General features: G+C 58.6%; 21 protein-coding genes. 13 read left to right on the top strand and 8 right to left on the bottom strand.

Annotation, left to right across the window (positions count from 1 at the left end; translation table 11 throughout):
- Positions 1-26: 26 nt before the first annotated feature.
- Together speB (IE089_RS11480) and IE089_RS11475 are read right to left on the bottom strand one after the other, a co-directional pair.
- On the bottom strand, positions 27-947 hold the full coding sequence (gene speB / locus IE089_RS11480; protein WP_189477951.1) for an agmatinase: 921 nt from the start codon (positions 945-947) through the stop codon (positions 27-29).
- A 14-nt stretch (positions 948-961) separates the two neighbouring features.
- Complete coding sequence (locus tag IE089_RS11475; RefSeq protein ID WP_189477950.1) at positions 962-2,311, bottom strand: glutamine synthetase family protein; 1,350 nt, start codon at positions 2,309-2,311, stop codon at positions 962-964.
- A 170-nt stretch (positions 2,312-2,481) separates the two neighbouring features.
- On the opposite strand from IE089_RS11475, the gene IE089_RS11470 reads away from it, so the two are divergent.
- Positions 2,482-3,849 carry an aspartate aminotransferase family protein gene (locus IE089_RS11470; protein ID WP_189477949.1) on the top strand — a complete coding sequence of 456 codons (1,368 nt, stop codon included), beginning with the start codon at positions 2,482-2,484 and terminating at the stop codon, positions 3,847-3,849.
- Positions 3,850-3,897: 48 nt separating this feature from the next.
- Positions 3,898-5,262 carry an APC family permease gene (locus tag IE089_RS11465; protein WP_189477948.1) on the top strand — a complete coding sequence of 455 codons (1,365 nt, stop codon included), beginning with the start codon at positions 3,898-3,900 and terminating at the stop codon, positions 5,260-5,262.
- Between the two features lie 14 nt (positions 5,263-5,276).
- Here the strand turns inward: IE089_RS11465 and IE089_RS11460 are convergent, their stop codons facing one another.
- Together IE089_RS11460 and IE089_RS11455 are read right to left on the bottom strand one after the other, a co-directional pair.
- A complete protein-coding gene (locus IE089_RS11460; protein ID WP_189477947.1) occupies positions 5,277-5,834 on the bottom strand; it encodes a lipid-binding SYLF domain-containing protein in 558 nt (185 codons plus the stop codon).
- Positions 5,831-7,231: a MipA/OmpV family protein gene (locus IE089_RS11455; RefSeq protein WP_189477946.1), complete on the bottom strand. Its 1,401-nt coding sequence runs from the start codon at positions 7,229-7,231 to the stop codon at positions 5,831-5,833. Before IE089_RS11455 ends, IE089_RS11460 begins: the two co-directional genes overlap by 4 nt.
- 204 nt (positions 7,232-7,435) lie before the next feature.
- Here IE089_RS11455 and IE089_RS11450 point away from each other — a divergent pair, with 204 nt between their 5' ends.
- Positions 7,436-8,017 (top strand): nuclear transport factor 2 family protein, encoded by a 582-nt coding sequence (locus IE089_RS11450; RefSeq protein WP_189477945.1) that lies wholly within the window; start codon positions 7,436-7,438, stop codon positions 8,015-8,017.
- 69 nt (positions 8,018-8,086) lie between these two features.
- The gene (locus tag IE089_RS11445) at positions 8,087-8,641 is read left to right on the top strand and encodes a chalcone isomerase family protein (RefSeq protein WP_189477944.1); all 555 of its coding nucleotides are present in this window, start codon (positions 8,087-8,089) and stop codon (positions 8,639-8,641) included.
- A gap of 12 nt (positions 8,642-8,653) precedes the next feature.
- Here IE089_RS11445 and IE089_RS11440 read toward each other — a convergent pair whose 3' ends face one another.
- Together IE089_RS11440 and IE089_RS11435 are read right to left on the bottom strand one after the other, a co-directional pair.
- Complete coding sequence (locus IE089_RS11440; protein WP_189477943.1) at positions 8,654-10,276, bottom strand: glycerol-3-phosphate dehydrogenase/oxidase; 1,623 nt, start codon at positions 10,274-10,276, stop codon at positions 8,654-8,656.
- Between the two features lie 29 nt (positions 10,277-10,305).
- Positions 10,306-11,193, bottom strand: coding sequence for a LysR family transcriptional regulator (locus IE089_RS11435; protein WP_189477942.1), 888 nt, complete (start codon positions 11,191-11,193; stop codon positions 10,306-10,308).
- A 189-nt stretch (positions 11,194-11,382) separates the two neighbouring features.
- On the opposite strand from IE089_RS11435, the gene IE089_RS11430 reads away from it, so the two are divergent.
- The 6 genes from IE089_RS11430 to IE089_RS11405 all read left to right on the top strand — a co-directional run bounded on the left by IE089_RS11430 (position 11,383) and on the right by IE089_RS11405 (position 18,984).
- The gene (locus tag IE089_RS11430; RefSeq protein WP_189477941.1) at positions 11,383-12,495 is read left to right on the top strand and encodes a citrate/2-methylcitrate synthase; all 1,113 of its coding nucleotides are present in this window, start codon (positions 11,383-11,385) and stop codon (positions 12,493-12,495) included.
- A 173-nt stretch (positions 12,496-12,668) separates the two neighbouring features.
- A complete protein-coding gene (locus IE089_RS11425; protein WP_229802722.1) occupies positions 12,669-14,465 on the top strand; it encodes a DUF1800 domain-containing protein in 1,797 nt (598 codons plus the stop codon).
- An 11-nt stretch (positions 14,466-14,476) separates the two neighbouring features.
- The gene (locus IE089_RS11420) at positions 14,477-15,856 is read left to right on the top strand and encodes a DUF1501 domain-containing protein (protein ID WP_189477940.1); all 1,380 of its coding nucleotides are present in this window, start codon (positions 14,477-14,479) and stop codon (positions 15,854-15,856) included.
- A 155-nt stretch (positions 15,857-16,011) separates the two neighbouring features.
- Positions 16,012-16,962, top strand: coding sequence for an HlyD family secretion protein (locus IE089_RS11415; protein ID WP_229802721.1), 951 nt, complete (start codon positions 16,012-16,014; stop codon positions 16,960-16,962).
- A complete protein-coding gene (locus IE089_RS11410) occupies positions 16,955-17,884 on the top strand; it encodes an ABC transporter ATP-binding protein (RefSeq protein WP_189477939.1) in 930 nt (309 codons plus the stop codon). Before IE089_RS11415 ends, IE089_RS11410 begins: the two co-directional genes overlap by 8 nt.
- Positions 17,878-18,984 (top strand): ABC transporter permease, encoded by a 1,107-nt coding sequence (locus IE089_RS11405; protein ID WP_189477938.1) that lies wholly within the window; start codon positions 17,878-17,880, stop codon positions 18,982-18,984. The genes IE089_RS11410 and IE089_RS11405 overlap by 7 nt, the downstream gene beginning before the upstream one ends.
- A 6-nt stretch (positions 18,985-18,990) precedes the next feature.
- On the opposite strand, the gene speB (IE089_RS11400) is transcribed toward IE089_RS11405, so the two are convergent.
- Entirely contained in the window at positions 18,991-19,947 is a 957-nt protein-coding gene (speB, locus tag IE089_RS11400; protein WP_189477937.1) for an agmatinase, read from the bottom strand.
- Positions 19,948-20,207: 260 nt separating this feature from the next.
- On the opposite strand from speB (IE089_RS11400), the gene IE089_RS11395 reads away from it, so the two are divergent.
- The 3 genes from IE089_RS11395 (at position 20,208) to IE089_RS11385 (ending at position 23,904) form a co-directional block, all read left to right on the top strand.
- The gene (locus tag IE089_RS11395) at positions 20,208-21,785 is read left to right on the top strand and encodes an AMP-binding protein (RefSeq protein ID WP_189477936.1); all 1,578 of its coding nucleotides are present in this window, start codon (positions 20,208-20,210) and stop codon (positions 21,783-21,785) included.
- A 69-nt stretch (positions 21,786-21,854) separates the two neighbouring features.
- Entirely contained in the window at positions 21,855-22,931 is a 1,077-nt protein-coding gene (locus IE089_RS11390) for an MBL fold metallo-hydrolase (protein ID WP_189477935.1), read from the top strand.
- Positions 22,932-22,998: 67 nt separating this feature from the next.
- Positions 22,999-23,904, top strand: a complete 906-nt coding sequence (locus IE089_RS11385) for an alpha/beta hydrolase (protein WP_189477934.1) — start codon at positions 22,999-23,001, stop codon at positions 23,902-23,904.
- Positions 23,905-23,913: 9 nt separating this feature from the next.
- Here IE089_RS11385 and IE089_RS11380 read toward each other — a convergent pair whose 3' ends face one another.
- A complete protein-coding gene (locus IE089_RS11380) occupies positions 23,914-25,119 on the bottom strand; it encodes an iron-containing alcohol dehydrogenase (protein ID WP_189477933.1) in 1,206 nt (401 codons plus the stop codon).
- Between the last annotated feature and the right edge of the window lie 30 nt (positions 25,120-25,149).

The raw sequence follows: 25,149 nt of genomic DNA, 5'->3' as shown, positions 1-25,149 counted from the left end.
CGAGCCTATGCGCTAGTAACCCGGGCTCATGGCCGGCTGGCGTGCATATACAGGAACTGAAGCATCAATGAAGCACCGGCCAATGCCGTCACTTCTGCGTGATCGTAAGCCGGGGATACCTCCACGAGGTCGTAGCCGACAAAGTTTAGATCGGAAATGCCCTGCAGAATGCGCAGCGCCCTGGAACTGCTGAGCCCGCCTACCACCGGCGTGCCTGTGCCCGGCGCAAAGGCGGGATCAAGGCAATCGATGTCGAAGGTGAGATAGGCAGGTGAGTCTCCCACCCTCTGGCGAATGGCCGCCACCGTGTCAGCCACACTCTGCTCACTGGCCGTGTGGGCATCAATGACGAGGAACTCATGGTTGGGCTGGTCGTAGTCGGTACGGATACCGACTTGCACGGAATGCGCCGGATCTATCAAACTCTCTCGCGGCGCGCGGTAGAACATGCAACCGTGGTTGTACTTCTCGTCCTCATCGTAAGTGTCGGTATGCGCGTCAAAGTGCACCAGTGCCAGCTTACCGTGAGTCGCGGCCGTGCCGCGCAGCAGCGGCAGTGTAACGAAATGATCACCACCCAAACTAAACAAGGTTTTACCCGCGCCGGTGATACGCCGTGCATGCGCCTCCACCTTGGCCAACATGTCCTCGGAGTCACCCCAGAGAAACTGAACATCACCATAATCAGCAACGCGCAGCCGTTCCTGCAGTGCAAACTCCCAGGGCCAGCGATTCTCTTCCCAGCGCAGGTTGGCACTGGCCTGACGTATCGCCGTCGGGCCGCTACGGGTACCCGCGCGCCCACTGGTGCCCAGGTCATAGGGCACACCCATAACAAAAGCATCCAGATCGACGTCGTTTACATCCCGGCTGAAGGGTAACCCCATGTAGCTGTAGACGTTGGCATACATGGAATCATCATTGATGGGCACATTGTTATCGTTCATTGCAGCCCCCTGCGTTACAGGTTCGCATCATACTCCAGCGGTGTAACCTGACGATCAAATTCATCCATTTCCTGACGTTTGACCAGCGCATGAACACGCTGAAATTCATCACCCAGGTAGTCGCTCACAAATTCAGACTGCTCAAACCGTTCCAGCGCATCCGGCCAGTAGCGCGGCAGGCTGGGTGGCAATTGATCGTAGGCATTGCCCGTTAGCGGCGCGGGGGCCTCAAGACGGCTCTCTATGCCATAGGCCACACCCGCAAGCAGGGCGGCGATGGCCAAGTGCGGCTGCGCATCGGCTCCCGCCACCCTGTGCTCAAGGCGCGTCGCAATCGGGGCATCGGTAGGGACGCGTACTGCTACCGTGCGGTTCTCATACCCCCAACTGGGTGCTAATGGTGCGTGGCTTCCGCGCTGGAACCGTCGGTACGAGTTCAGATTTGGGGCTAGCAGCAGCATGATGTCGGGCAAGGTCTGCAAACAGCCCGCTATAGCCTGGCGCAAGAGTTCGGTGCCGCGGTCATCGCCGCTATCAAACACATTGGCGCCTTCCTCGTTGAGCAAGCTGCAGTGCAAGTGCATGCCGTTGCCGGCCAATTCGCCGAAGGGCTTGGCCATAAACGTGGCATGCAGGTCATGGGTAGCGGCAACACCGCGAATCACCCGTTGCAGCATCAGCGCCTGATCTGCCGCCAACAACGCATCGTTACTGTGGTACAGATTAATCTCATACTGTGATGGCGCGCTTTCCTTAATCAGCGTATCGATGGGCAATGATTGCGCCACGCAGGCATCACGAATGCCATGCATGACGTCCTGCATGTCCTGCATGGTTTCTATACCGTAGGTCTGTCCCGTTTGCAGCGCGCCACCGACTCTGTCGGTTTGGGTATGTTGAGGTCGGCCCAATAAGTCGCGGGCATTCTTCAGCAGGAAAAATTCCATCTCGCTGGCGACGACAGCGGTAAACCCAAGCCCCGCCAGACGATCGACTTGTCGCTGCACTTGCGCTCGAGCATCGATAGGAGAGGTTTCACCGCTGATTTCTCTGAGGGAAATCAGCACTTGCCCGGTGGGCCGCTTCGCCCAACTTACCGGCGCAAGGGTGCGGACATCGGCAACGGCGTAACCATCACCATCGCCAGAATCAAACACGTAGGCTTCCGCGTCACGGCCCCACACATCAAATGCCAGGGAAGACAGGGGAAGTTTCAGCCCGCCCTCCATCACTTTGCCAATCTTGTCACGGGTAACCCACTTACCACGCAGGCCGCCGGCCATATCGGGCAAGATCACTTCAAAGGTTTCTAAATCCGGATGACTGGCGAGAAACGCGTCCAGAGTCTGTGTTGTTTTTGTCATTGGCGTATCCGTATGGGCGGCGTTGGAGGGCGCAAAACACCACCTTTGGGGTAATCCTGCGCTGTGGCCGCTATGCCACACTATTTAACTATCCTGACCCGATTACGGCTATAACACCCAAGTGTAGAACTGCCGTCTACCTAACTCACTAAGAACCTGAGGCATCGCGTATGAACACAGCCGTTGATACTGCCAGCCTGCGCAAGCTGGACCAATCCCATCACCTGCACCCTTTTACGGATTTCCATGACTATGCAGAGCATGGTGGCCGCATCTTCAGCAAGGCGGAACACATTTACATCTATGACTCTGAGGGTCACAAGATGTTGGATGGTATGTCTGGCCTGTGGTGCTGCAACCTGGGTTACAGCCAGCAGAGCATCATCGAGGCGGTGTACCACCAGATGCAGGAATTACCCTACTACAACAACTTCTTCAACTGCTCCAACCAGCCGGCCGTAGAATTGGCCAAAGCGCTGGTAGATGTTACGCCCGCCAACTTCAACCACGTGTTCTTCACGAACTCGGGTTCAGAGGCTAACGACACCAACATCAAGTTGGCACATCGCTATTTCGATCTGATCGGAAAGCCGTCGAAGAAGCTGATCATCAGCCGCAAGAACGCCTATCACGGCAGCACCGTGGCAGCTGCGTCACTCGGCGGCATGAGCGCAATGCACAAGCAGGCTCGTGGCCTGGACTACGTGCATCACATCAATCAGCCTCACTGGTTTGAAGAAGGCGCGGAGGAAGATCCCAATGCGTTTGGCATCCGCGTCGCACAGGAACTGATTGCGAAGATCGACGAGTTGGGCGAGGACAATGTGGCTGCCTTCATCGCAGAACCCGTTCAGGGCGCCGGCGGTGTCATCATTCCACCCGACAGCTACTGGCCCGAAGTTCAGCGCATCTGCGATGAGCGGGACATTCTGCTAATCGCCGATGAAGTCATCTGCGGCTTCGGCCGCACCGGTAAGTGGTTTGGCAGTGAAACCTATGGCATCAAGCCCGACCTGATGACCTTCGCCAAGGCAGTCACCAATGGCTACATGCCCCTGGGCGGCGTCATGGTCGGCGATCGTGTTGCCGACGTACTGCTGGCAGGTGGCGGTGAGTTTGCACACGGTCTCACCTACTCCGGCCACCCGGCTGCCTGTGCTGCTGGCCTGGAAACACTCCGCATCCTCAAAGACACCAACATCATTGAAACGGCAGCCAGCGACGTTGCTCCGCACTTCCAGGCGCGTCTGCAGGAGTACGTCGACCACCCCATTGTGGGACAGGTACGCGGCAAGGGCATGTTCGCCGCAGTGGAACTGGTGAGCGACAAGAGCAGCCGTGAGCGACTAGCCCCCGAGTCAGGTGGCGCTGTCTACTGCCGCAACGTGGCTAACGAAAATGGGCTGATGGTGCGCCAGACCGGCGACGCCATGATCATGGCGCCACCCTTGGTGTGTAATCGTGAGGAGATTGATATCCTCATCGACAAGCTGGGCGCTGCCCTCGACGCCACCGCATCGCATTTCGGCATCGCCTGAACCCTGACAGCCCGGCCCTAGCGCCGGGCTTTTTGTTTAAGGCCTGCCATGGAAAACACCACCTCACCGGCCAAGACGCTGCGCCAGCGCGATCTGGTGCTGTTCACAGTCTCAGCCATTCTTCTGCTAGACACCCTCACCAGCACCGCCTCGATAGGTGCATCCAGCGTTTTCTGGTGGTGTTTACTCGGCGCGATCTTCTTTGTGCCCTTTGCCCTGATCTGTGCGGAACTGGGTTGCGCCTACCCTGAGCAAGGCGGCATCTACGCCTGGATTCGCGACGCCTTCGGGCGCCGGTGGGCTTCTCGAGCAAGCTGGTGCTACTGGGTCAATACCGCGCTCTGGATTCCCGCGTTGGCCGTCTTGTTTGCCGGTGTATTCAAACAGTTATTCATGCCAGAGCTATCGCTTGCCGCCCAGATCCTAATGGGCACAGTGCTGATCTGGCTAATGATGCTGGTGAACATAATCGCGCTGGACATGGGCAAATGGGTACCCAATCTGGGAGCACTGCTCAAAATTATTATCTTCCTGGCCATCATTGCAGGTGCCGTCCACTACGTTGGCGACCACGGCATGGCCAACCCGCTGACACTGGCGTCCATGACGCCCGACTGGGGCAGCAGCCTCAACTACATACCGGCCATGGTCTACGGCATGTTAGGCTTCGAGCTGGTGAGCGCCAGCAGCCGCGATATGCAGGATCCGGCCAGAGACGTGCCCCGCTCCATTCTCATCTCCGGGGCCATCGTCATTAGCCTCTACCTCATGGGTACCCTGGCGGTACTGGCCGCGCTTCCCGCAGGCGAAATCAACCTGGTGGAGGGCCTTGTGGATACGCTCGCGCTTTTCTTCGGCGGGTCGCAGCTGGGCAACAGCCTGGTTGTTGGATTGGGGATTGCAGCGCTGTTTACCTTTTACTCCAACGGTGTGACCTGGGCGATGGGTTGCAATCGGGCAGCAGCCGAGGCGGCCCAGGGCGGTGAGCTACCGGCCATCTTTGGCCGCGAGAGCCAGAAGGGCACACCCATAGGCGCCGCTTTGTTGATGGGCTTGGTCAGCACCGGCGTCCTGCTGCTCTACGGCTTCATGGCCGGCAGCAATGAGGACCTGTTCTGGACACTGTTTTCGTTCAGCGCCGTGATCTTCCTGCTGCCCTACGCTGTGATGTCGCTGGCGTTCTGGCGACTGCGTCAGCGCGACCCCGACCATCCCCGGCCCTATCGCGTACCCGGCGGCAGCCCTGTTGGCAGGCTGTTTGCCTATGTTTGCGCCGGCTGCCTGCTGCTGTCGGTGATCCTATTCCTGTATGTTCCCGGCGAGGGTCTTCAGGTGGCGATTTTCGTGGGCGCGATGGTGACACTGGCGCTGGGTGAAGCAGTGATTCGCATCGCCGAGCGTAGTCGACACTGAGCTGTGGTAGAGCCCTATTCAGGCTCGCCCGAAAGGGATGACTCAGCCAAAGGGAACACGTCATAGCGCTGCGCCCCCACACTAGCCTCAAGTAGCAAGCCGCCCTTGACCTGCACGAACAATGCGACATCAGGATGGTAGGCCGGCGTCAGGGATTGCCCGCCCACCACGTGCGCCGCATTGGCCTGCCCGGTAAACTCAAAATTACCTCGCCTGAAATCCTTCAGCGCCGCCTCGGTGCGGAAAAAGATAATGCTGCGGTAAACCTGCGCACCGAGATCCGCACCGGCAAAGGCTTCAAACAAGGTCACCCGTGCTGACACATCGCCGGACTCAAACAACCAACCGGTACCAAACGCGCCGCCAAAACCTGTCCCCGCCCGGAACGCGTCGGGGAACACGGCGTAAGCAACTGACTCTTGGAAGAAGCGGTTCAGACGTGCATCGGATTCAAAGGCAGCAACAGCAGCACTGGCCTTTTCCTGCGCTGGCTCGTCATACACCACCGGCTGCCACACGCAGCCTGTACACAGCGCCAAGGCGGCGGCCAATCCTACAGATAACAGCCTCATGGCGCGCACTCCAAATGGCCCGTCACCACATCTGACCCGCCGGAAACATTGCCAAGGATATCAACCTGGCCAAATTTGCCTGAGCGGTGAACCAGAGTTAGCCCCGCGTAGCAGTCGCGCCACCAGCCGCCGTCGCCTAATAGATTACGCAAGGGAAAATCCACCTGTGCTTCCAGGTAGTTAAGAAAGTGTGAGGTGTTCTCGCCTCGCTTGGCCTGCTTGATCTGCTCCACCGCCGGCACTTTGTCGGCATAAGAAAAACCATAGCCAAACCCGTAGCGGAACATTTCGCGGTTGCTCCAGGGCGAGTAGCCGGTGCCCATGGCCATCACGTAGGCATTAAGCTCAAAGAAATCCTCTTGCTCATCGCGCTCCAATCGACGGTTCAGCGATACTTTGCCCCAGTAGTCCACCCGCCGGCCATCCACCAGCAACTTGCCGACGGTCAGCCCGACCAGGTTTGTGTCCACGTCGTCGCTGCGCTGCAGCTGGCCACGATGCACTTTGTGGAAGGTCTCCTCTGCGGTGTAGCCGTAGTTGATACGCCAACTCCACTCGCCCGCACGCGCTGAGTCACGTCGCCCAGAGCCCGAGTTATCCAGCGTGTTGCCAAAGCCATAGGCCAGTCCAACCATCACCGAGTACAGGCCACTCTCATCCACCAGCGGGCTGTCGCTGATCTCATCACCCAGCCAATCATAGGAGAAGTTGGCAAATAAGCGCATGCGCTTCGACCAGGCATAAGAGGTATTAATGCCGGCACGCCAGCGCTGCGAGGCACCAGCCGAATACTCTGGCAAGTCATCGCGCGACTCCGCGGCGCTCACGTTGTAATAGTAGGACACGAGGTCGCTGTCCTGATGCAGGTAGCTGACAAAGGGCGATAGCACCCAGCGGTCGTAGGTCTGGGTAAATCGATAGGTGAGATCGACCTCCTCACCGTTGTGCTTATCTGTAGTGTCCGTCACCCAGCTTAAGGAAAGCTCACCCCAGGGCTGCTCCCAACCCAGCTGCACACCCCCGTCCAGTGACTGCTCTCGCGCCTCGACTGTGGAGAAAAAGGAGGAGCGCTCAGGTTCGAGTCGGTCGAACCGGTAGTCCAGGATGGCATCCAAATTAAAGCCGTTGCGATCCAGCAGGTGGACACCCGCTGTGCTGCCGTGGGCGAACAGGTACTTGCCTTCGTAGTAGTAGAAGGGCATCAAGTCGTAATCGTTGTCGCTGAACTCGCTGCCGATATCGTCGATACCCACATAGGGGCTATCACCCCAGCGCCAGCCAAAGCCGAGACCAACGGTGCCCTGCTCGATGCCTTCGGTATGTATTTGTGTCACCGGGTTACCGGCCATTGCCGACACAGACAGCGCGAGCAGCATTGCAACGAAGGACCTCGTCATGGAAACAGACGATGCCATCGTCACCACGACTGTGCGCAACCTCGCCATGATATACATACTGCTCGCTGTTCTCCCCGACGCGAGAGGATTGTAATTGATCGCCCCGCAGTGGCCTAACTATCTGGCCCAAAACGAGCGCCCGCGTGTTGTCGGCAAATACTCCCTGCGTACACTGACAACAAACACAAGAAGCGAGATACAGCGATGACTGAACAACGCCAGAAACTCGACCGACAGACACTGGGTCTGGACCAGGGCCTTCCGTTGGAGGTCACAGGCAACGATCCGCAGTCTCTGCAGCAGGGCATACAGATGTTGATGGATATCGAAGCCATTAAACAGCTGAAGCACGCGTACTTTCGCTGCATCGATACCGCAAATCTCGAGGAGCTGGGTACTCTGTTCCACCAAGATGTGCTGGTGCACTTTGTGGGTGGCACCTACGAGTGGACCGTGAACGGGCGCAAAGACTACCTGGCGAATATCCAGTACGCCTTCAACAAGGCATCGGTGGGGCATCACAACGGGCACCAGCCCGAGATCCGGCTGCTCAGCGAAACGGAGGCCGTGGGCGTTTGGTACCTGGCCGATAATATGTGGTTGCTCAACCACAACGCCAAGACCTATGGCACCGCCCTGTATTGGGACCGCTACGTCAAGGAAGATGGGCGCTGGTTGATCCGGGAAACTCGCTACGAGCGACTCTACGAGATCAACGAAACAGGCCATGAGCCCAAACTGAGCTCGCATTACCTTGCTGTACACGGCACCGAGCTGCCCGGCTAGGCCCAGCGCCCGCAACGGGGGCACCCCACAGCAGTAAATCCGGCGCTGCGCCGGGCTCGTAACAAGCGCATGAACACTCGAAATGCACCGCATACACTTGCTGCGCTAATACTGCTGGCAGTACTTGGCCAAGGATTGCCCGCCACTGCACAGGTGAACGCCGCCGATTTGCAGTGGCAGTCCGCGGCGGACCTGCAAAAGGTAGGCGAAGCCAAGCTCAGCGTGCTTTTCTGGGACGTTTACTACTCGCGCCTATACACCGACAGCGGTAGCTACCAACGTGGACAACGCCCCCTGAAGCTGGAAATCGAGTATCTGCTGGACATCAAGTCAGCGGCGCTGGTGGACAGAACGCGCAAAGAGTGGGATGACCAGGGTCTGAGCCACGAAAATCAAGAACAGTGGCTGACACAGCTACTTGAACTGTGGCCAGATGTAGCGCAAAACGACGTGCTGGTACTGGAGCTTGATGCGTCAAATCGCTCCCGCTTTGTCCACAACGGTCAACCATTGGGCATCATCGAAGATCCTGACTTTGGGCAACACTTCGTGGATATCTGGCTGGCGCCGACAACCACGCGGCCCCAACTGCGGCTGACCCTGATTGGCGAAGAAGACAGCTAAGGGTCGCTAGGGCTAGGCGCTAACGCCCAGGTCTTCAAAGTACTCGGCCAGCTTCTCGCTGGACTGCCCAGGGAACAGAATCTCGCAAGCCTCCCGCAAGCCTTCAGTTGCAGCAACGATGTCTGAATTGCGCACTACCAGCTCAATCTTGGAGCGGCGACGCATAAAATCTTCCAGCTTGATGATCATTTCCCGCCGCGCTGCCAGCTCAATCTCGCACCTGACATATTCGGCATTGGGAATGAGCAATTTAGCCTGGTCCGGATTTTCCCGAATACGCTCCAGTAAAACAAAGGCAGACTCCCCGTAGCGACGCCAGAAGCGCTCCGACAGAGGCTCGGGTGAACTGGGGTCCGTTAAGGCGTCCAACTGCATCAGGCGCGCCTGCAGCATGAACTGATCGCGCAGCGCATCGCCGGGTTCGCCGTACCAGCGGTTATCCGCCTCCGGAATCGGCACGCCCAACTCGGCCACGCGTTCGGTGATCTCATCGCCCACGTTGAGGCAATCGGTGAGCTTGCCACCGAAAACGGAAATGTGTCGCCGTGCCACGTCGGTTTCTATTTCGTGCTTGCGCGATAGCTGAACCCAGTCAGCAGTACCGCCCTCCCCCTTCACCGCGAGGGGCCTCACGCCGACCCGCTCGGCAACGATATCGGCAGCGGTCAGTGGCCGCGGTAGGTCCAACAGTGCGTTAGCGTTGTCCAGAATGAATTGCCGGTCCTCCTCAGTGACTGAAACCTCGGGCGACTCAACCTGCGTATCGGTCGTGCCAATACAGGTTTTTGGACCCATGGGAATGAGGAAGAACAGACGGCCATCGCTGGCAAAAAAGGTGAGTACACGCTGGTTGTCCGTCACTCGATCGACAATCAGGTGAACGCCCTTGGAAAACAGGTGGTGATGCTCCGTTTGAATCGAATACTCGCGGTTGATGCTATCGGCATAGGGACCACAGGCGTTGATCAAGACCTTGGCGCGAATCGTGAAGCGCTCATCACCGATGACATCGCGGGCATCAACATGCCACTGCTCGCCGTCGAAACGGGCGTCACCGGCCTCCACGTAGTTGGCGGCAATGCAGCCGAAGTTCAGGCTCTGGCGAATAAAGTTAAAAACAAATCGGGCATCGTTGTCGTAGAGGTAGCAGTCCGAGTACTCCAGGCCACCGGCGGCCTCGCTGGTATTGATCTCGGGTTCTGCGGCCTCAATCGTGCGCGCGGTCAGGTAGCGCGGTGCCGCGGTCTTACAGCGGCCAATCAACCAGTAGAGAACACTGCCCAGGAACACAAAGAACGACCAAAAGCGAAATCCCCGCTGGATGGTGGTGAAAAACCGAATCTCTTTTACGGTGGACGGGTAAGCACGCATCAGCTCGTTGCGCGACAGGCACAGCTTGTTGACCAGCAGGTACTCATGACTCTCCAGGTATTTGATGCCGCCCCAGGCAAGGTTGGAGGAGTTGGAAGACACCCCAGCGGCAAAATCATGGCGGTCGATCAGCGCTACCCGTAAGCCCCGCCCGGCCAGCGCAGCGGCCGACACGGCGCCATTGATACCACCGCCCAGAATCAGGACATCAAAATTGCCCTGCTTCAGTCTGGACAGATTACTGGTGCGTAGGCTGGCGGCCATAATTCCCTCTCGATGCGTGCACCCACACTCTAAACGCTCCAATGAGCGCGGCAAAGTTCGACAAAGGCGCTTGCGCCGCGGCTGAGCACGCGGTCTTTGCGACTGTACAGACCCACCTGCTTCCTGATTTCGCCAAACTCCAGGCTCCCAAGAATGCAAAACGTGCTGCAGGGTGGGTACTGCTCGAGTACCTGAGCATCCATGAAGGCCACGCCCATCCCCTGCTCGATCATATGCACGCGAAGGCTCAGGCTACTGACTTCCCACACCGAGCTGAACTGGTCGCGGATTCGCTGAATGGCGGGTCGTAAATCAGGATTGTCCAGGGCGGATGTGATCAGTGCCGTGCCGCGCAGGGCGGATGCATCACCCTCACGAAGGGCGTCAAACCGCGGATGTGAGGGGCTAGCCACGAGGTGGCGGGTGTCGCTGTACAGAGGCACGGTGGTGAAGGCCTCCATGCCCCGTTGGAAAGGACCAAGCCCCAGTTCCACCTGCTCTGACAGCACCGCTTGAACAATATTTCGGCTGGGCATCTCCGCAACATTGATTACGGACTCTGGGTTCTTCCGGTAGTAAGCGCTTATTAATTCAGGTGCATGAAAGCGATTAATGGAGGCACTGAGCGCCACGCGCAGCTGCTGTTCGCGACCACGCTTAATGCCAGCGAGATCATCGATAACGGATTGTTCGGCTCGCAGTACATCGTCTGCGTAGCGGAACAGTCGCCGTCCCGCTGCAGTGAGACGCTGCTGCCGACCGCGCTCCAGCAAGGGCGTTTCCAGCTTAGCCTCGAGGCCCGCCACTGCCTGGCTAACAGCCGACTGGCTAAGGGACAGTAACTGGGCCGCCCGGCTGAATCCCCCCGCCTCAACCACCGCGCGAAAGGCCCGTAACTCCGCATTTTCGAATCGCATTTCGCTCTCCTGATTGGTGCCAGCACGATGCCTTTCGACACCGTTTGATCGAGCCTTGGAGCAATCTCCGCCCGACTCAGATTTGCGAACTTGGTATTAGTATTTCTTATTTAAGTATAAGCATGATTATTTGGATTTATCCATGTTCGGTCCTGATACTCATCGGGAACCGTTCAAGGAGGTCCAAACATGCAGGCAACATCCCCCCTCGCTTCCAATGATCTGGCTGGTGTCATCGTCGGTGAAACCGCCCTCTCTGACGTACAGGGCGATTCCGGCAGCCTCAACTACCGCGGCACACCCATTGCCGATCTGGCGGACAAACCCTTCCTGATCGTCGTCTGGTACCTGCTGACTGGCGATTGGCCTACAGACGCCGAGCACCAACAGCTGGCGCAATTCATGCGTAGTCAGCAGGCGCTGAACAATACGGAAATTGCCCTCTTGCAGGCGGTGCCAGAAGGCACGCATCCCATGCTGGTATTACAGGGGCTGATCCCACTGTTGAACCCGGTTGAGGAGGGCCCGCTGGCGCCCGCCGCCAACCAGGGTCTGGCCATTGCCGCCAAAATTTCTGCACTCATTGCTGCCTTGTTTCGTAAAGAACAGGGGCTAACGGCCATCACTGAGCTGCCGGAAACCGACTTTCACCGCAGGTTTCTGTTTATGCTGCGCGGCGAGCTACCTCGCGATGATGAGGTTGCGACATTGGACACAACGCAGATCCTTCAGATGGAGCACAGCTTCAATGCCGGCACCTTCGCAGGGCGCGTCTGTGCCAGCACAGAAGCCCCACTGCAATCCGTGATCTCAGCCTCCGTCGGCACGCTTTACGGTCGCTTGCATGGCGGCGCCGATCAGGCTGCGCTGGCCATGGCCAGGGAGATAGGCGACCCCGCCGCGGCCGCAAAGTGGGTCAATCAACGTCTTGCCCAGGGGCAGAAGATAATGGGAATGGGCCACAGGGAGTACCGCACGCTGGATCCACGGGCTGCGATCCTCAAACCCATGGCGCTGGCCCGTTGCACAGAACCCAACAGCCGCAAACTGTTAGACACGCTGGTCGCTGTTGAAGAGGCCTGTCAGGCCGCTTTTGCCGAACGCGGACGGGAGATACACGCCAATGTTGAGTTCTACAAAGGCGCCGTATTCAACAGTCTGGGCATCCCCGACCATTACTTCACCGCCCTGTTTGCGATGGCGAGAGTGTATGGCTATATCGCCCATTTTCTTGAGTTCAAGCAGCATTCGCGCCTGATTAGGCCCCGCGCAAAATACATCGGCACTGTCCCGTCGCAGTAGAAGCGAGAAAGCTCCAGTGCACCCCTCGAACGAGATTCACCTGCGGCTTAGCAGACAACTTATCCACGCGCGTCTTCTTTACGCTTTTTTACAGTTTTTATCTCGACGGATGAGACTGCACTGGCCTAGCCTTTGATCGCAGTGCTGTCATCACCTCGACAAGGCGTATATCCATGTTTCTGAACTCAATGCATCACGGATTTGCCGCGCTGTGTGCAGCGTTTGTACTGGTCGCCTGCGGCGGCGGGGGCGGCTCGTCCAGCAATACAGCCAGTGCACCGACACCCGCGGCTTCGCCGCCCCCTGTGGAGGCGCCCGCACCGGAGACACCTGTTCCGGCGCCTCCGCCTGAGGCACTCACGCACAGCAACGCGACGCGCTTCCTGAGCCAAGCTACGTTTGGTCCCTCGCCACAAGACGTTCAGGACGTGCTGGATGCTGGTCTAGAGGATTGGTTCAGCGAGCAGCTAGCACAGCAGCCTACACTGATGCTGGATGAGGTGATCTCTCGATTCCCTGAGAGCGGCGTTTTCTATGACGAGCGCGGGCAAACGCCCAGAAACCTTTCGCAATTGCCTACGATTCTGTTCTGGCGGAATTCAATCACTGCACCCGATCAACTTCGCCAACGTATGGCGTTTGCCCTATCGCAAATTTTGGTCGTTTCTGATCGCAGCGACCTCGACCGGCTACCGCAGACGATCGCGCACTACAACGACATCCTTGTAACCAATGCGTTCGGTAACTATCGCCAGCTGCTGGAGGAGGTGACGTATTCGCCTGCTATGGCCATTTACCTCACCTACTTACGCAACAGCAAGGCAAACCCAGCAACAGGACAGGTACCTGACGAGAACTATGCGAGGGAGTTGCTACAGCTTTTCACCCTGGGACTCATTGAACTCCAAGCCAACGGCGTACCCAACACGGACGAGTTGGGCGAGCCCGTAGAGATCTTTGACAACACCGACATTACAGGACTTGCAAAGGTATTCACTGGACTGAGCTTCGCAGGGGCCGAATATCAAGCCCGCCTGCAAGACTTACCACTGAATTCGTTTTACAGTCCCTTACAGACATTCGATAACTTCCACTCTGAACAAGAGAAATCGTTCTTGGGCTCCACAATTACTGCCGGCACTGGCGCAGAAAGCAGTATCGGCCAAGCCTTAGACATTATTTTTGATCATCCGAATATGGGGCCCTTCATCGGCCGTCAGCTAATTCAACGATTCACCAGCAGCTCGCCCGATGTGGAATATGTAGAACGCGTCGCAGCCGCGTTCGACGTCGGCACCTATCTGCTGCCCTCGGGCGCTCGCATAGGTAGCGGTGAACGTGGCGATCTCGGGGCCACAATCGCTGCCGTATTGTTCGATGTGGATGCCCGCGACATCCAGAGGAGCGACCAAGGTAGCAGCGGAAAAATTCGCGAGCCCATCTTGCGCTTCACACACTGGGCGCGGGCATTTGAAGTGAACAGCGCAGTGGCCGCCAATGAACTACTGTTGCAGGATACCAGTGATACAACCGCGCTCGGTCAACACCCCTATCGCGCACCTTCCGTATTTAACTTCTACCGTCCGGGCTATATCGCACCGGGCACGCTGACCGGCGAGGCCGGCCTCAATGCCCCAGAGTTTCAGATCACGAATGCACCCAGTGTTATCGGTTATCCGAACTTCTTAACACCGTATGTTTTCGGTCAGGCTCCGCAATTTGACGGCGGGGGAGACAGGGCCTTTATCGCCGATTACAGCGATGCCGAGGCCGTTGCCGATTCGCCTGAAGACCTCATAGCGTTACTGAATGAGAGACTCACACATGGCACGCTGACGGAGGCGAGTGCCAATCGAATTCGCAACATCGTGTCAGATATCGATGGTTCGACGGATGACGGACGCAGGTTGCGCGCGCGCCTTGCAAGCCTCCTTGTACTCACTACTCCCGACTATATCGTTCTGAGATAGGAGAGCTCACCATGCCACAAAACCGACGACGCTTTTTGAACACCCTCCTATCACTACCGCTAGCGAGCGCCATCCCCACGGTCACTACACTGACCAGTACTCGATCGCTCGCGGCCGATGATGATTACCGAGCGTTGGTGTGCGTGTTTCTCTTTGGGGGCATGGACTGCCACGACACCGTGATTCCCTATGATGAACCCGCCTGGGACATGTACGCCCAATTGCGCGCACCGCTACTTCAGCAGTATCAAGCGTCAGCCAATGCGAACAGAGATCGAGAGGACCTGTTGCCACTCAACTCACAGGGGGCCGAGCCCTCGTATGCGCTCCCACGCGAAATGTCAGGCCTTCAGTCGCTATTCAACCAAGGCCAAGCGGCAATCGTCGGCAACGTTGGCCCCTTGATCACCCCTGTGGACAGCAGCATTTTCTCCAATGACAAGGGCGCGCTGCCCAAGCGCCTTTTTTCTCACAATGATCAGCAATCCACTTGGATGGCCTTTGCACCAGAAGGCGCACAGCTGGGTTGGGGTGGAGCCTTTAGTGACGCTTCGATACGTGCTGGCATCAATAGCGATTTCCTGAGCGTCTCTATTGCCGGTAACACGGTGTTCTTGAACGGCGAGGCCGCCAATCCATTTCAGCTTGATGCCTCAGGAGTACCGGCAATCGAGCTCATCGAGATTGCACGCCGGCAAGGCGCACCCGAGCTATCAAGTGCGCTGGAGGCACATTTCGCTGCACAGGGAGATACCTCCGAGAACCTGTTCGCGCGCGACTTTGTGAACATCAGCCGGCGTGCGTTAGCAAGCAATGAGACCATGAGCCGCGCACTGGCAGATACAACACCACCCAGCCAGAACTTCCCACAGGATCGTCTGGGGGGGCAGCTGGCTCAGGTCGCGAATACCATCGCAGCACGTCAGCAGCTTGGGGCCTCTCGCCAGGTCTTTTTCGTCGCGTTGGGAGGCTTCGACACCCACGACAACCAGGCAACGGATCTACCGCCACTTCAGCAGTCCGTGTCCGATAGCATCGCAGCATTTTTCGAAGCCACTGTAGAAATGGGCGTCGCGCAGCAGGTGACAACATTTACAGCAGCTGATTTCGGTCGTACGTTAACGATAAATGGCGACGGAACAGATCACGGCTGGGGTGCACACCACTTCGTGGTTGGTGGCGCAGTGAACGGCGGAAGAATCTACGGCAGCATACCTCCTCCCACCTTGGGGCACGCACAGGATGCTGGCAACGGGCGATTAATACCCACAACATCCGTAGAACAATACGCTGCACCGTTGGGTCGATGGTTTGGCTTAAGCGAGAATGATCTCGCGCTTGCGCTACCCGGTCTGGCTGGCTTCAGCGCACAGGGGCCTGCCATCATATAACCCCCTACGGCTGCTCCGGTGTGACTGTACAGGTCCACGCATTAAGCGGGTGCGCGGTCATAGCAATGGAACTGTAGAGAGACCACGATGATCCCCCGCTTGCCTGATCTAGGCTACGCTTTATTCAAATCAATCGAACTCCGGAGCAGATAGTTATGTGGCATGCGCTAGTTCTGGTTATTGTCGCTACGAGTATGCTCAGCGCCTGCGGCAATCCAGATGGCACTGAGGCATTAGGCACCCTGGAGCGTGATCGGGTCGTACTCAAAGCCACAGCAGATGAAATCATCACCGATCAACCGGTGCTGGAGGGCAGTCAGGTCAGCGCCGGTACCCTGCTGGTGCAGTTGGATGACAGGCGCCAACAGGCCATTGTCTCCCGCGCCCAGGCGGAGGTGGCACAGGCTCAAGCACGACTTGAAGAGTTGCGTAATGGTGCACGCACTGAAGATATCGCTGCAGCGACAGCCCGGGTCACCGGGGCAGAGGCGGCATTGACTGAGGCTACCGTGAACTATGACCGAGCCGAGCAACTGTTCGAGCAAAAGCTGGCCGCCAAGGCTACGCTGGATAGCACGTTGGCCAGCCGGGACGAAGCCGAGGCGAATCTGGAGACCGCCCGCGAAGCCTTGCTCCTGCTCACAAATGGCACGCGACCGGAACAGTTGGCACAGGGCGCCGCCGCGCTGGAAGCCGCGCGCGCCCAGCTTGCGCTGGAAAAGCACCGGCTATCGGAGCTGAGCGTTGTCGCAACACGCGACGCTTATCTGGACAGCCTGCCCTGGAACGTGGGCGAACGGGTAAGCCCGGGCGCGACTCTGGCGATTATGCTGGCGAACACATCACCCTATGCTCGCGTCTACATCCCGGAGCCCTATCGCGCCAGTTTGCGGATCGGTGACCGACGGGCAGTGCACGTAGACGGTGTGGCGCAAGCACTGACAGGCACACTGCGCTGGATTGCCAACGACCCCTCGTTTACGCCCTACTACGCATTAAACGCCTCTGATCGTGCACGCCTGGTCTACATGGCAGAGTTTGATATCGAGAACGGCAATGACCTACCCACAGGGGTTCCCGCTCAGGTGCAGTTAACGGATGACTGATGCGGCTATCGTTGCCAATGGCCTAACACGGCGCTTCGGCGACCTGGTCGCCGTGAACGACGTAGACCTTGAGATAGCCCACGGCCAGATCTACGGATTCCTGGGTCCCAACGGCAGCGGCAAAACTACACTGATCCGTATGCTCTGCGGGCTGCTGACCCCCAGCGCGGGCACGGCGCGAGCACTGGACTTCCAGTTACCAGAGCAGGCCGAGCCACTGCGCCGGCGCATTGGGTACATGACGCAAAAGTTCTCCCTGTTCGATGACCTCAGCTGTAAGGAAAACCTGAACTTTCTGGCACGCATTTATGGCCTGGACAACAGCCAGCGACAGATGCGCATCACGACGTTACTAAACCAGTTCAATCTGGAGCCACTCAGCAGTCGCCAGGCAGGTGCCATGAGCGGCGGGCAACGCCAAAGGCTGGCGCTGGCAGCGGCCACCTTGCATGAGCCAGAGCTGCTGTTTCTGGATGAACCCACGTCGGCAGTAGACCCACAAAATCGGCGCGACTTCTGGGAAACCCTGTTCGACCTGAGCGAGGCCGGCACTACATTATTGGTGTCCACACACTACATGGACGAGGCCGAGCGCTGTCACCAACTGGCCATTCTGGATAACGGCAATCTCAAGACCCAGGGCGTCCCCGCCGACCTTATGGGCGCACTCAAGGGGCGGGTCATCGATGTGCAGGGTGATGGCCTGCGTGCAGTGAGGCAGCAGCTAATGACATCAAACGAAGTGCTGTCTGCCGCGCAGCAAGGTGATCGTCTTAGGGTACTGCTGAAGAAGCCCGTGCAGGACATCGGTGTGTTCAAACAGTGGCTGCCGGGCGACCAGACGTTGCATTGCGAGCCTGCCAAGGCAACCCTCGAGGATGTTTTTGTAGAGACAACACAGGCGGACGAGACACCGTGTTGAGCCTGCGCCGAATCAACGCGGTCACGCTGAAAGAGTTCGCGCATATGTCACGCGATCGAATGACCTTCGGCATGATCATCATGATCCCGCTAGTGCAGTTGCTGCTGTTTGGTTACGCGATCAATACCATGGTGCGCGACATCCCCATCGGAGTCGTGGACCTGAGCGGCAGTGCCGCCGCGCGCGTCATCACCGAACAGGTGCGGGTCAGCCAGGTGGTTGATATCGTGGCGACCTACAACACCCCTGATGCAGCAGAAGCGGCCATTGTCGCCGGCGAGATTCGCGCCGCCCTGATCTTTCCTGAGAATCTGCCCCAGAGAATCGCCTCTGGTCGCACGGTTGCGCAGTGGCTGGTGGATGCTTCAGATACGATGGTCAGCTCTGCCCTGCTTGCACTGAGATCCATGCCATTGCGGCTGGAAGCCGGTGCGCCCCCCGGGGCTTACAGCGCCAGTACGCCCAGCTTTGAGATGGCGCTGCTGTTCAATCCCGAGCGCAGATCCGAGGTCAACATCGTTCCGGGGCTCACAGCAGTTGTGCTCACAATGACCATGATTCTCTTTACCTCCCTGGCCCTGGTGAGGGAGCGGGAGCGTGGCAATATGGAGCTGTTGATCACCACACCCGTGCTGCCGCTAGAGCTGATGATCGGAAAGCTGCTGCCTTATGTGCTGGTGGGCTGTGTGCAGGTAGGCATCATTCTTGGGCTGGGCGGCTGGATATTCCGCATCCCCTTTGCGGGCAGTTTCACAGCGCTGGCTGGGGTGACACTGGCGTTTATCGCCGCGTCACTGACACTGGGCCTGCTGATCTCGACCCTTGCCCGCACCCAGCTTCAGGCCATGCAGATGACCATCTTCGTGTTGCTGCCATCCATTCTGTTAAGCGGCTTTATGTTCCCCTATGACGCGATGCCCGAGGCTGCGCAATACATCGCAGAGGCTTTTCCCGCCACGCACTACATCCGACTGGTGCGAGGTGTTGTGCTGCGTGGTGCCGACGCCGGCCATATGCTGCCTGACATTCTCTGGTTGTTGGGCTTCACCGCCCTACTACTGCTGGTAGCCAGCGCTCGCTTCCACAAGCGCCTCGACTAGCACCAGTCAGCGCCGTAAACAGCCGGGGAAGCTGCAGAGCATTTCAAACAGCAGGTTAGCCGCCAGTAGGGAGGTATTGCCGCTGGTATCGTACGGCGGAGACACCTCTACCAGATCGGCGCCCACCAGGTTGAGCCCCCAGCAACCGCGAATCACTTCAATGCCCTGAATGCTTGTCAGCCCTCCAGGCTCTGGCGTCCCTGTACCGGGTGCTACGGCGGGATCCAGCCCATCAATATCGAAGCTTAGGTAGGTGGGCACATCCGGACCAATCTGCTCGCGCACTTGTGCCATCAGCGGCGCCAGCGAGCTGTGCCAACACTCCTCAGCGGGCACCACGCGAACACCCTGGCCTCGCGCCCAATCAAAATCCTCGGCCGAATACCCGGTGGTGCGCAGACCAATCTGCACCATCCGTTTCGGGTCCACCAATCCCTCCTCGATAGCACGACGGAAAATGGTGCCATGTGTGATGGGCTCACCAAACATATGATCGTTGGTATCCGCGTGGGCATCCACATGCACCAACGCAACGGGGCCATGCTTCTTTGCCACCGCCCGCAGGATGGGCAGGGCAATGGTGTGATCGCCGCCCACTGACACGGTTTTTGCGCCCTGCGCCACCAGACCGTCAAAGTGGTCCTCGATGATGCCAATCGATTTCTCCAGCGAGAAGGTGTTCAAAGCCACATCGCCCACATCGGCAACCTGGAAGGAGTCAAAAGGTGCAGCCCCGGTGTACATACCGTAGGGACGAACCATCACCGACTCACACCGAATCTCACGCGGGCCAAAACGACTTCCGCCTCGATTGCTAGTGCCGATGTCCAGCGGCACGCCCACCAGCGCAATATCCAAGCCCTCGGCCGTCGTTGCTGTAGGCAAGCGGAACATGGTGGCGTGGCCCGCAAAGCGCGGCATTTCATTGCCGCCCAGTGGCTGGTTGTAACGGTGTTCGCTCATGGCAGTATCCGGGCTGATTCGAATGGGCGTATTCTAGGCCACTGCAGGCCATTCACACAGGGTTACAAACGGTGGCTTCTTATAGTTGCTGTCTGCTGCACATCCCGCCTCTGGCCGTACCCGACACTGGCACTGTCCGAAGCGCGCACCCTGCATCAACGCAACTGGCCGCTACTGCCATTGATCGCAGCGCGCAGACTTTCACACTGGGCACCTATATACACGGCGCAACCTGCGCCTTGATCAGGAGTAGCACGACTATGAGCCAGGATTCGCTTAACCACCCCCCGCTGATGCCTCATCTGTTGATCGACGGGTTGAATCGCTATAACGACGAACCCTGTCTGTACCTGGGCGACCGGGTCGCTACCTATCGCGAGGTCCGCGAAACCACCAGTTGCATGGTGCAGGCGCTGCATGCGCAGGGCCTGAAAGGCGGCAAGGTCATTGCCGTGCTCTCAGCCAACCGTCCAGAGGTACTGTCCAACATTGCCGCTATGCAACTGGCAGGCTGCATCGGCACACCACTGCACCCACTGGGCTCGCTGGACGATCACGCCTACGTGCTGGAGGCCGCCGAGGTGTCCGCACTGGTCTACGATCCAACGGTGTTCGACGATCACGCCAAGGCCCTGGCCGAGCGCATCCCGGGCCTGCAGTTACTGGCCTTTGGACCCACCGCCCACGGCGACGATTACCTGGCCATCGCCGATGGGTTTGAGGCTCAGCCTTTGGTAGCACCGGATATCTCACCGGATGACATTTCTAGCATTACCTTTACCGGCGGGACCACCGGAAAGCCCAAAGGCGTACTCAGCCCCTACAGCGTCGCTGCCTACATGACACAGATACAAATGGCAGAGTGGGAACTGCCCGATCCGCTGCGGATGCTGATCGCAACTCCACTGTCGCACGCGGCTGCTGCCTTCTTTATACCTGTACTCCAGCGCGGTGGCGCTTTCTACGTGATGCAGGGATTCACTCCGGACTCTTTCTTCGACATGGTGGAAGAACACAAAATCACTGCCACCATGCTGGTACCCGTGATGCTCTATTTCCTGCTGGACTCGCCGCGCTCCGCAACGGCTGACATGTCCAGTATGGAAACCATCTTCTACGGCGCCTCTCCCATGAGCCCGGCTCGCCTGCAGGAGGGCATCGATAAGTGGGGGCAGGTGTTCTACCAGTTTTACGGCCAGTCCGAAGCGCCCATGGTGCTAACGAACATGCGCCGCGCTGAGCACGATCCCGCCAAGCCTGAACGCCTGAGTTCCTGTGGGCGCCCATCACCCTGGGTGCATCTGGCTCTACTGGACAGTGACGGCAAGGAAGTGCCACGCGGTGAGCCCGGTGAAATTTGTGTCCGTGGCCCGCTGGTGATGCACGGCTACAAAGACATGCCCGAGCAAACCGCAGAGGCCTTCGCCGGCGGCTGGTTGCACACCGGCGACGTCGGCCGTTTGGACGAGGACGGTTTTCTCTATATCGTCGACCGCACCAAGGACATGATCGTTACAGGCGGCTTCAACGTGTTCCCCAGAGAGGTGGAAGACGTGATCGCCACGCATCCCGCCGTCGCACAAGTGGTTGTTATCGGGGTGCCCGATGAAAAGTGGGGCGAAGCGGTGAAGGCCGTTATCGTACTGCGGCCGGATGCCGAAACCGGCGATGCGCTGGTAGGCGAGATTCAAGAGCAGGTGAAGTCAGCAAAGGGCTCGGTGCAGGCGCCGAAGACAGTGGACTTTGTAGACGCCATTCCCCTCACACCTGTGGGCAAGCCGGACAAGAAAGCGGTGCGAGCGCCTTTCTGGGAGGCTGCAGACCGCGGCGTCGGCTAATCGGCGCGGTGTGGACAAGCGCCGACGATAGCCCCACTATTGTCGGCCCCTTCCCGGAAACACCAGCCCATGCTTCCAGACGCAGCAGAGACTTACCGCGGGCTCAACTACCCGTATGGTCGCAGGGTCGATCCCACCCCTGGCGAGCCGGAAAAAATCGCCGACGGGGTATACTGGGTGCGCTTCCCCATGCCCATGTCGCTAGACCACATTAACCTGTGGCTGCTGGAAGACGACGATGGCTGGACTGTCATCGACACCTGCCTGAACCTGCGCAACGCCAGAGAACTCTGGGAAGGCCTGTTCGACGGTTTTATGGAAGGCAAGCCCATCAAGCGCGTCATCTGTACCCACATGCACCCGGACCACGTGGGCCTGGCCGGCTGGCTGACGGAGCGTTTTGACTGCCAACTGTGGATGTCTCGGGAAGAGTTTCTGATGTGTCGGTCACTGACCTCGGATACCGGCCGGCCAGCGCCGGATGTTGCGCTGCGCTTCTACCGCGCTGCCGGCTACACCGAAGAGCAGTTGGAGAAGTATCGCCAGCGATTCGGCGGCTTCGGCAAAGCCGTGTATGAGTTGCCACCCAGCTATCGCCGTCTGGTCGACAGGGAAACCATCAGCATCGGCGGTCGTTACTGGCAGGTGATCGTGGGTTCAGGCCATTCACCCGAACACGTCTGCCTGTATTGCCCGGGACTGAAGCTGCTCATCTCCGGCGACCAGGTGCTGCCGCGCATTACACCCAATGTCAGTGTGTTCCCGACCGAGCCCGACGGCGACCCCCTGAAAGAGTGGCTACGCTCCAGTTCGCGCATCCGTGAGATTCTGCCCGATGACCTGTTGGTGCTCCCCGCACACGAGGCTCCCTTCTACGGATTGCATGTGAGGCTCAGCCAACTGCTAGAGTCTCATAAAAAAGACCTGGACCAGCTCTTCCATCATCTGGAAACCCCAAGGCGCGCCATCGACTGCTTCTCCGCCTTGTTTAACCGAGAGATTGATGAGCACTCCCTGGGACTGGCCACGGGAGAGACCATGGCCCACTTAAATTGCCTGATGCACCGGGGGCGGGTCACCCGCACGCTGGATGCGCAGGGCATCTACTGGTACCAGCAAATCCCGGATACGGTCGGTTTCGACTGAATGCATTAGCACAAGGTAAGTGCGGATTTCGATGAGATAACCCCGAAACAACAGCAGGGATAGAACGATGACACCGCTACACATACAGGCACTGCGGGGCTGGTACCAATTCGTCAACGCCCGTGCATGGCGTAAATCAAAGTTCGACATACCCAACCGGGAGCACGCCGTCCCCCTGACACCCCACGCCATCACGGTGCAGGAATACGCCCATCCTGACGGCGGCAGCAAACCCCTGATTTTCTACTTCCACGGCGGCGGATGGGTCATCGGCAATCTGCTGACCCACGATGGCTTCTGCAAGGCACTGTCCCATTACACAGGCCACTCGGTGATCGCCTTCGACTACCGCCGGGCACCCGATGATTACTACCCTGCAGCGCACGACGACGCGTTGGAGGCTGCCAATTGGCTGATCGATAACAACCGGATCATCACCCCCTTCAATGGGCGATTTGTGATGGCCGGCGACAGCGCGGGCGGCAATCTAGCCATCACGGTAGCCACAGAAATCCGCGAGCAAAATCGTCACCACCTGGTAGGCGTGCTATCGCTGTATCCGGTGGCGGACCATTACGAGGCCGGCTACGGCTCCTACATTGAGCAGGCGAATACCGGTGTGCTGAGTGCCAAAATGATGCGCTGGTTCTGGGACACCTATCTGGGCGGCCAGAGCCCGGCCGCGGCGGACCGGGCGCGATTGATGCAATCACCGCTGCTGTCACGCCTCAACAATCTATTGCTGATCACGGCGGAACGGGATCCGCTCAAAGACGAGGGCATCGCGCTGGGAGACCGCTGCAAGGCAGAGGGCGTGGCGGTTGAACACCACCACTTCGAGTCGGCGCAACACGGGTTTGCCTGCAGCGAAGGGGAAACCGAGGATTTCGTGGCGCTGATGACCCTGGTCAATCACTGGCTATCTGGCCTCGATAGCGAGACAAGCCCTGATGCCAGAGGCCGAACCTTCTAGAGAGTGAGCTCACACCGCCAATCGCGAGAGAATGGCAAACGTGTTTTTCCTGTCCAGCAAACGGGGCACGGCATAACCATCACCCTCTGCCATGGCCAGGTCAGACAGATAGGGATAGTCCTCGGGTTTGATCTTGTCGCTATGCGCTTCGATATGCACCGCTGTGCGCAAATCTTTGACCGCTGCGATGAACGCATGGGCCAACTGCTCTTCACTGTCGCTCTCGCTGCCAGCACCCACCAGGCGCGCCAGCGCGGCCAAATCGCTTTGGCACTCTTCCCGACAGAACTCCAGCACATGGGGCAGCACCAGGGAATTGGCCAGTCCGTGGGGAATGCCATACTTACCACCTAACTGGTGGGCAATGGCATGCACATTGCCAACGTTGACCTGATTGATCGCCATCCCTGCATAGTAGGCAGCGATGGCCATTGCTTCGCGGGCCTCACGGTTATCACCCTGGTTCACCGCAGTTTCCAGGTGCTTGAATATCAATGTGATGGCAGCCTGCGCGTGCTCCTTGCGCGTGCCCCTGTCCCAGGTAGCAATGTAGGCCTCGATCCCATGAGTCAGCGCATCCATCCCCGTGGCCGCAGTTATCGCCGGCGGCAGGCCCATCAGAAGATCCGAGTCCAGTGCGGTGGCCGCAGGCAGCAGGGCCGCGCCAGAAATAACGCCCTTCTCGTGGGTTTCCGGGTCAGAGATCACGGCTCCCATGGTGGCCTCTGAACCTGTACCGGAAGTGGTGGGGATGGCATAGATTTTGGGGAATTCGTGCTTCACCTTGCCAAAGCCGATCCAGTCGCGCGGGTCGTCTTCACTGGCGGAGCTGGCAGCGATAATCTTGGCAGCATCCATGGACGAGCCGCCCCCAATGGCCAACACAACCTCACTGCCGTGCTCGCGAAGCACTGCAACGCCTTCGCTTACCTGATCGAAGGTCGGGTCGGGCAGCACACCGTCGTAGTACGCCAGATCCAGTCCGGCATCCACCAGCCCTGCCACTGCGGTATCCACCACCCCCAGGTCTCGCAGGGGCTTGTCGGTGACCACCAAGACCTTGCTCACACCGCTGCCGACAATCAAGTTTGCCAGCTGCCGGGCGCTGCCCGCACCAATAAACGCCATGTGGCTGGCACCTGGCATGAACTGCACCATAAATTTGGTCAGTGCCATTAGCAGGTTATGTTTCAGTTGTCGCAGGAACATCGGCATTGCTAACTCCTTGTGGTACTACCTCGCCGT

Source organism: Parahalioglobus pacificus (genome assembly GCF_014652275.1).
Lineage (GTDB): Bacteria > Pseudomonadota > Gammaproteobacteria > Pseudomonadales > Halieaceae > Parahalioglobus > Parahalioglobus pacificus.
Note: the sequence above shows the minus strand (reverse complement) of the source record. Positions and strands in the feature narration are given on the sequence as shown.

Excerpts from the sequence above, each read along its gene's own strand:
- IE089_RS11470 (WP_189477949.1), top strand. The coding sequence starts at position 2,482 with ATGAACACAGCCGTTGATACTGCCAGCCTGCGCAAGCTGGACCAATCC.
- IE089_RS11440 (WP_189477943.1), bottom strand. The coding sequence starts at position 10,276 with ATGGCCGCCAGCCTACGCACCAGTAATCTGTCCAGACTGAAGCAGGGC.
- IE089_RS11460 (WP_189477947.1), bottom strand. The coding sequence starts at position 5,834 with ATGAGGCTGTTATCTGTAGGATTGGCCGCCGCCTTGGCGCTGTGTACA.
- IE089_RS11450 (WP_189477945.1), top strand. The coding sequence starts at position 7,436 with ATGACTGAACAACGCCAGAAACTCGACCGACAGACACTGGGTCTGGAC.
- IE089_RS11445 (WP_189477944.1), top strand. The coding sequence starts at position 8,087 with ATGAACACTCGAAATGCACCGCATACACTTGCTGCGCTAATACTGCTG.
- IE089_RS11385 (WP_189477934.1), top strand. The coding sequence starts at position 22,999 with ATGACACCGCTACACATACAGGCACTGCGGGGCTGGTACCAATTCGTC.
- IE089_RS11415 (WP_229802721.1), top strand. The coding sequence starts at position 16,012 with ATGTGGCATGCGCTAGTTCTGGTTATTGTCGCTACGAGTATGCTCAGC.
- IE089_RS11430 (WP_189477941.1), top strand. The coding sequence starts at position 11,383 with ATGCAGGCAACATCCCCCCTCGCTTCCAATGATCTGGCTGGTGTCATC.
- speB (WP_189477951.1), bottom strand. The coding sequence starts at position 947 with ATGAACGATAACAATGTGCCCATCAATGATGATTCCATGTATGCCAAC.
- IE089_RS11475 (WP_189477950.1), bottom strand. The coding sequence starts at position 2,311 with ATGACAAAAACAACACAGACTCTGGACGCGTTTCTCGCCAGTCATCCG.
- IE089_RS11390 (WP_189477935.1), top strand. The coding sequence starts at position 21,855 with ATGCTTCCAGACGCAGCAGAGACTTACCGCGGGCTCAACTACCCGTAT.
- IE089_RS11420 (WP_189477940.1), top strand. The coding sequence starts at position 14,477 with ATGCCACAAAACCGACGACGCTTTTTGAACACCCTCCTATCACTACCG.
- speB (WP_189477937.1), bottom strand. The coding sequence starts at position 19,947 with ATGAGCGAACACCGTTACAACCAGCCACTGGGCGGCAATGAAATGCCG.
- IE089_RS11425 (WP_229802722.1), top strand. The coding sequence starts at position 12,669 with ATGTTTCTGAACTCAATGCATCACGGATTTGCCGCGCTGTGTGCAGCG.
- IE089_RS11435 (WP_189477942.1), bottom strand. The coding sequence starts at position 11,193 with ATGCGATTCGAAAATGCGGAGTTACGGGCCTTTCGCGCGGTGGTTGAG.
- IE089_RS11380 (WP_189477933.1), bottom strand. The coding sequence starts at position 25,119 with ATGCCGATGTTCCTGCGACAACTGAAACATAACCTGCTAATGGCACTG.
- IE089_RS11455 (WP_189477946.1), bottom strand. The coding sequence starts at position 7,231 with ATGACGAGGTCCTTCGTTGCAATGCTGCTCGCGCTGTCTGTGTCGGCA.
- IE089_RS11410 (WP_189477939.1), top strand. The coding sequence starts at position 16,955 with ATGACTGATGCGGCTATCGTTGCCAATGGCCTAACACGGCGCTTCGGC.
- IE089_RS11465 (WP_189477948.1), top strand. The coding sequence starts at position 3,898 with ATGGAAAACACCACCTCACCGGCCAAGACGCTGCGCCAGCGCGATCTG.
- IE089_RS11395 (WP_189477936.1), top strand. The coding sequence starts at position 20,208 with ATGAGCCAGGATTCGCTTAACCACCCCCCGCTGATGCCTCATCTGTTG.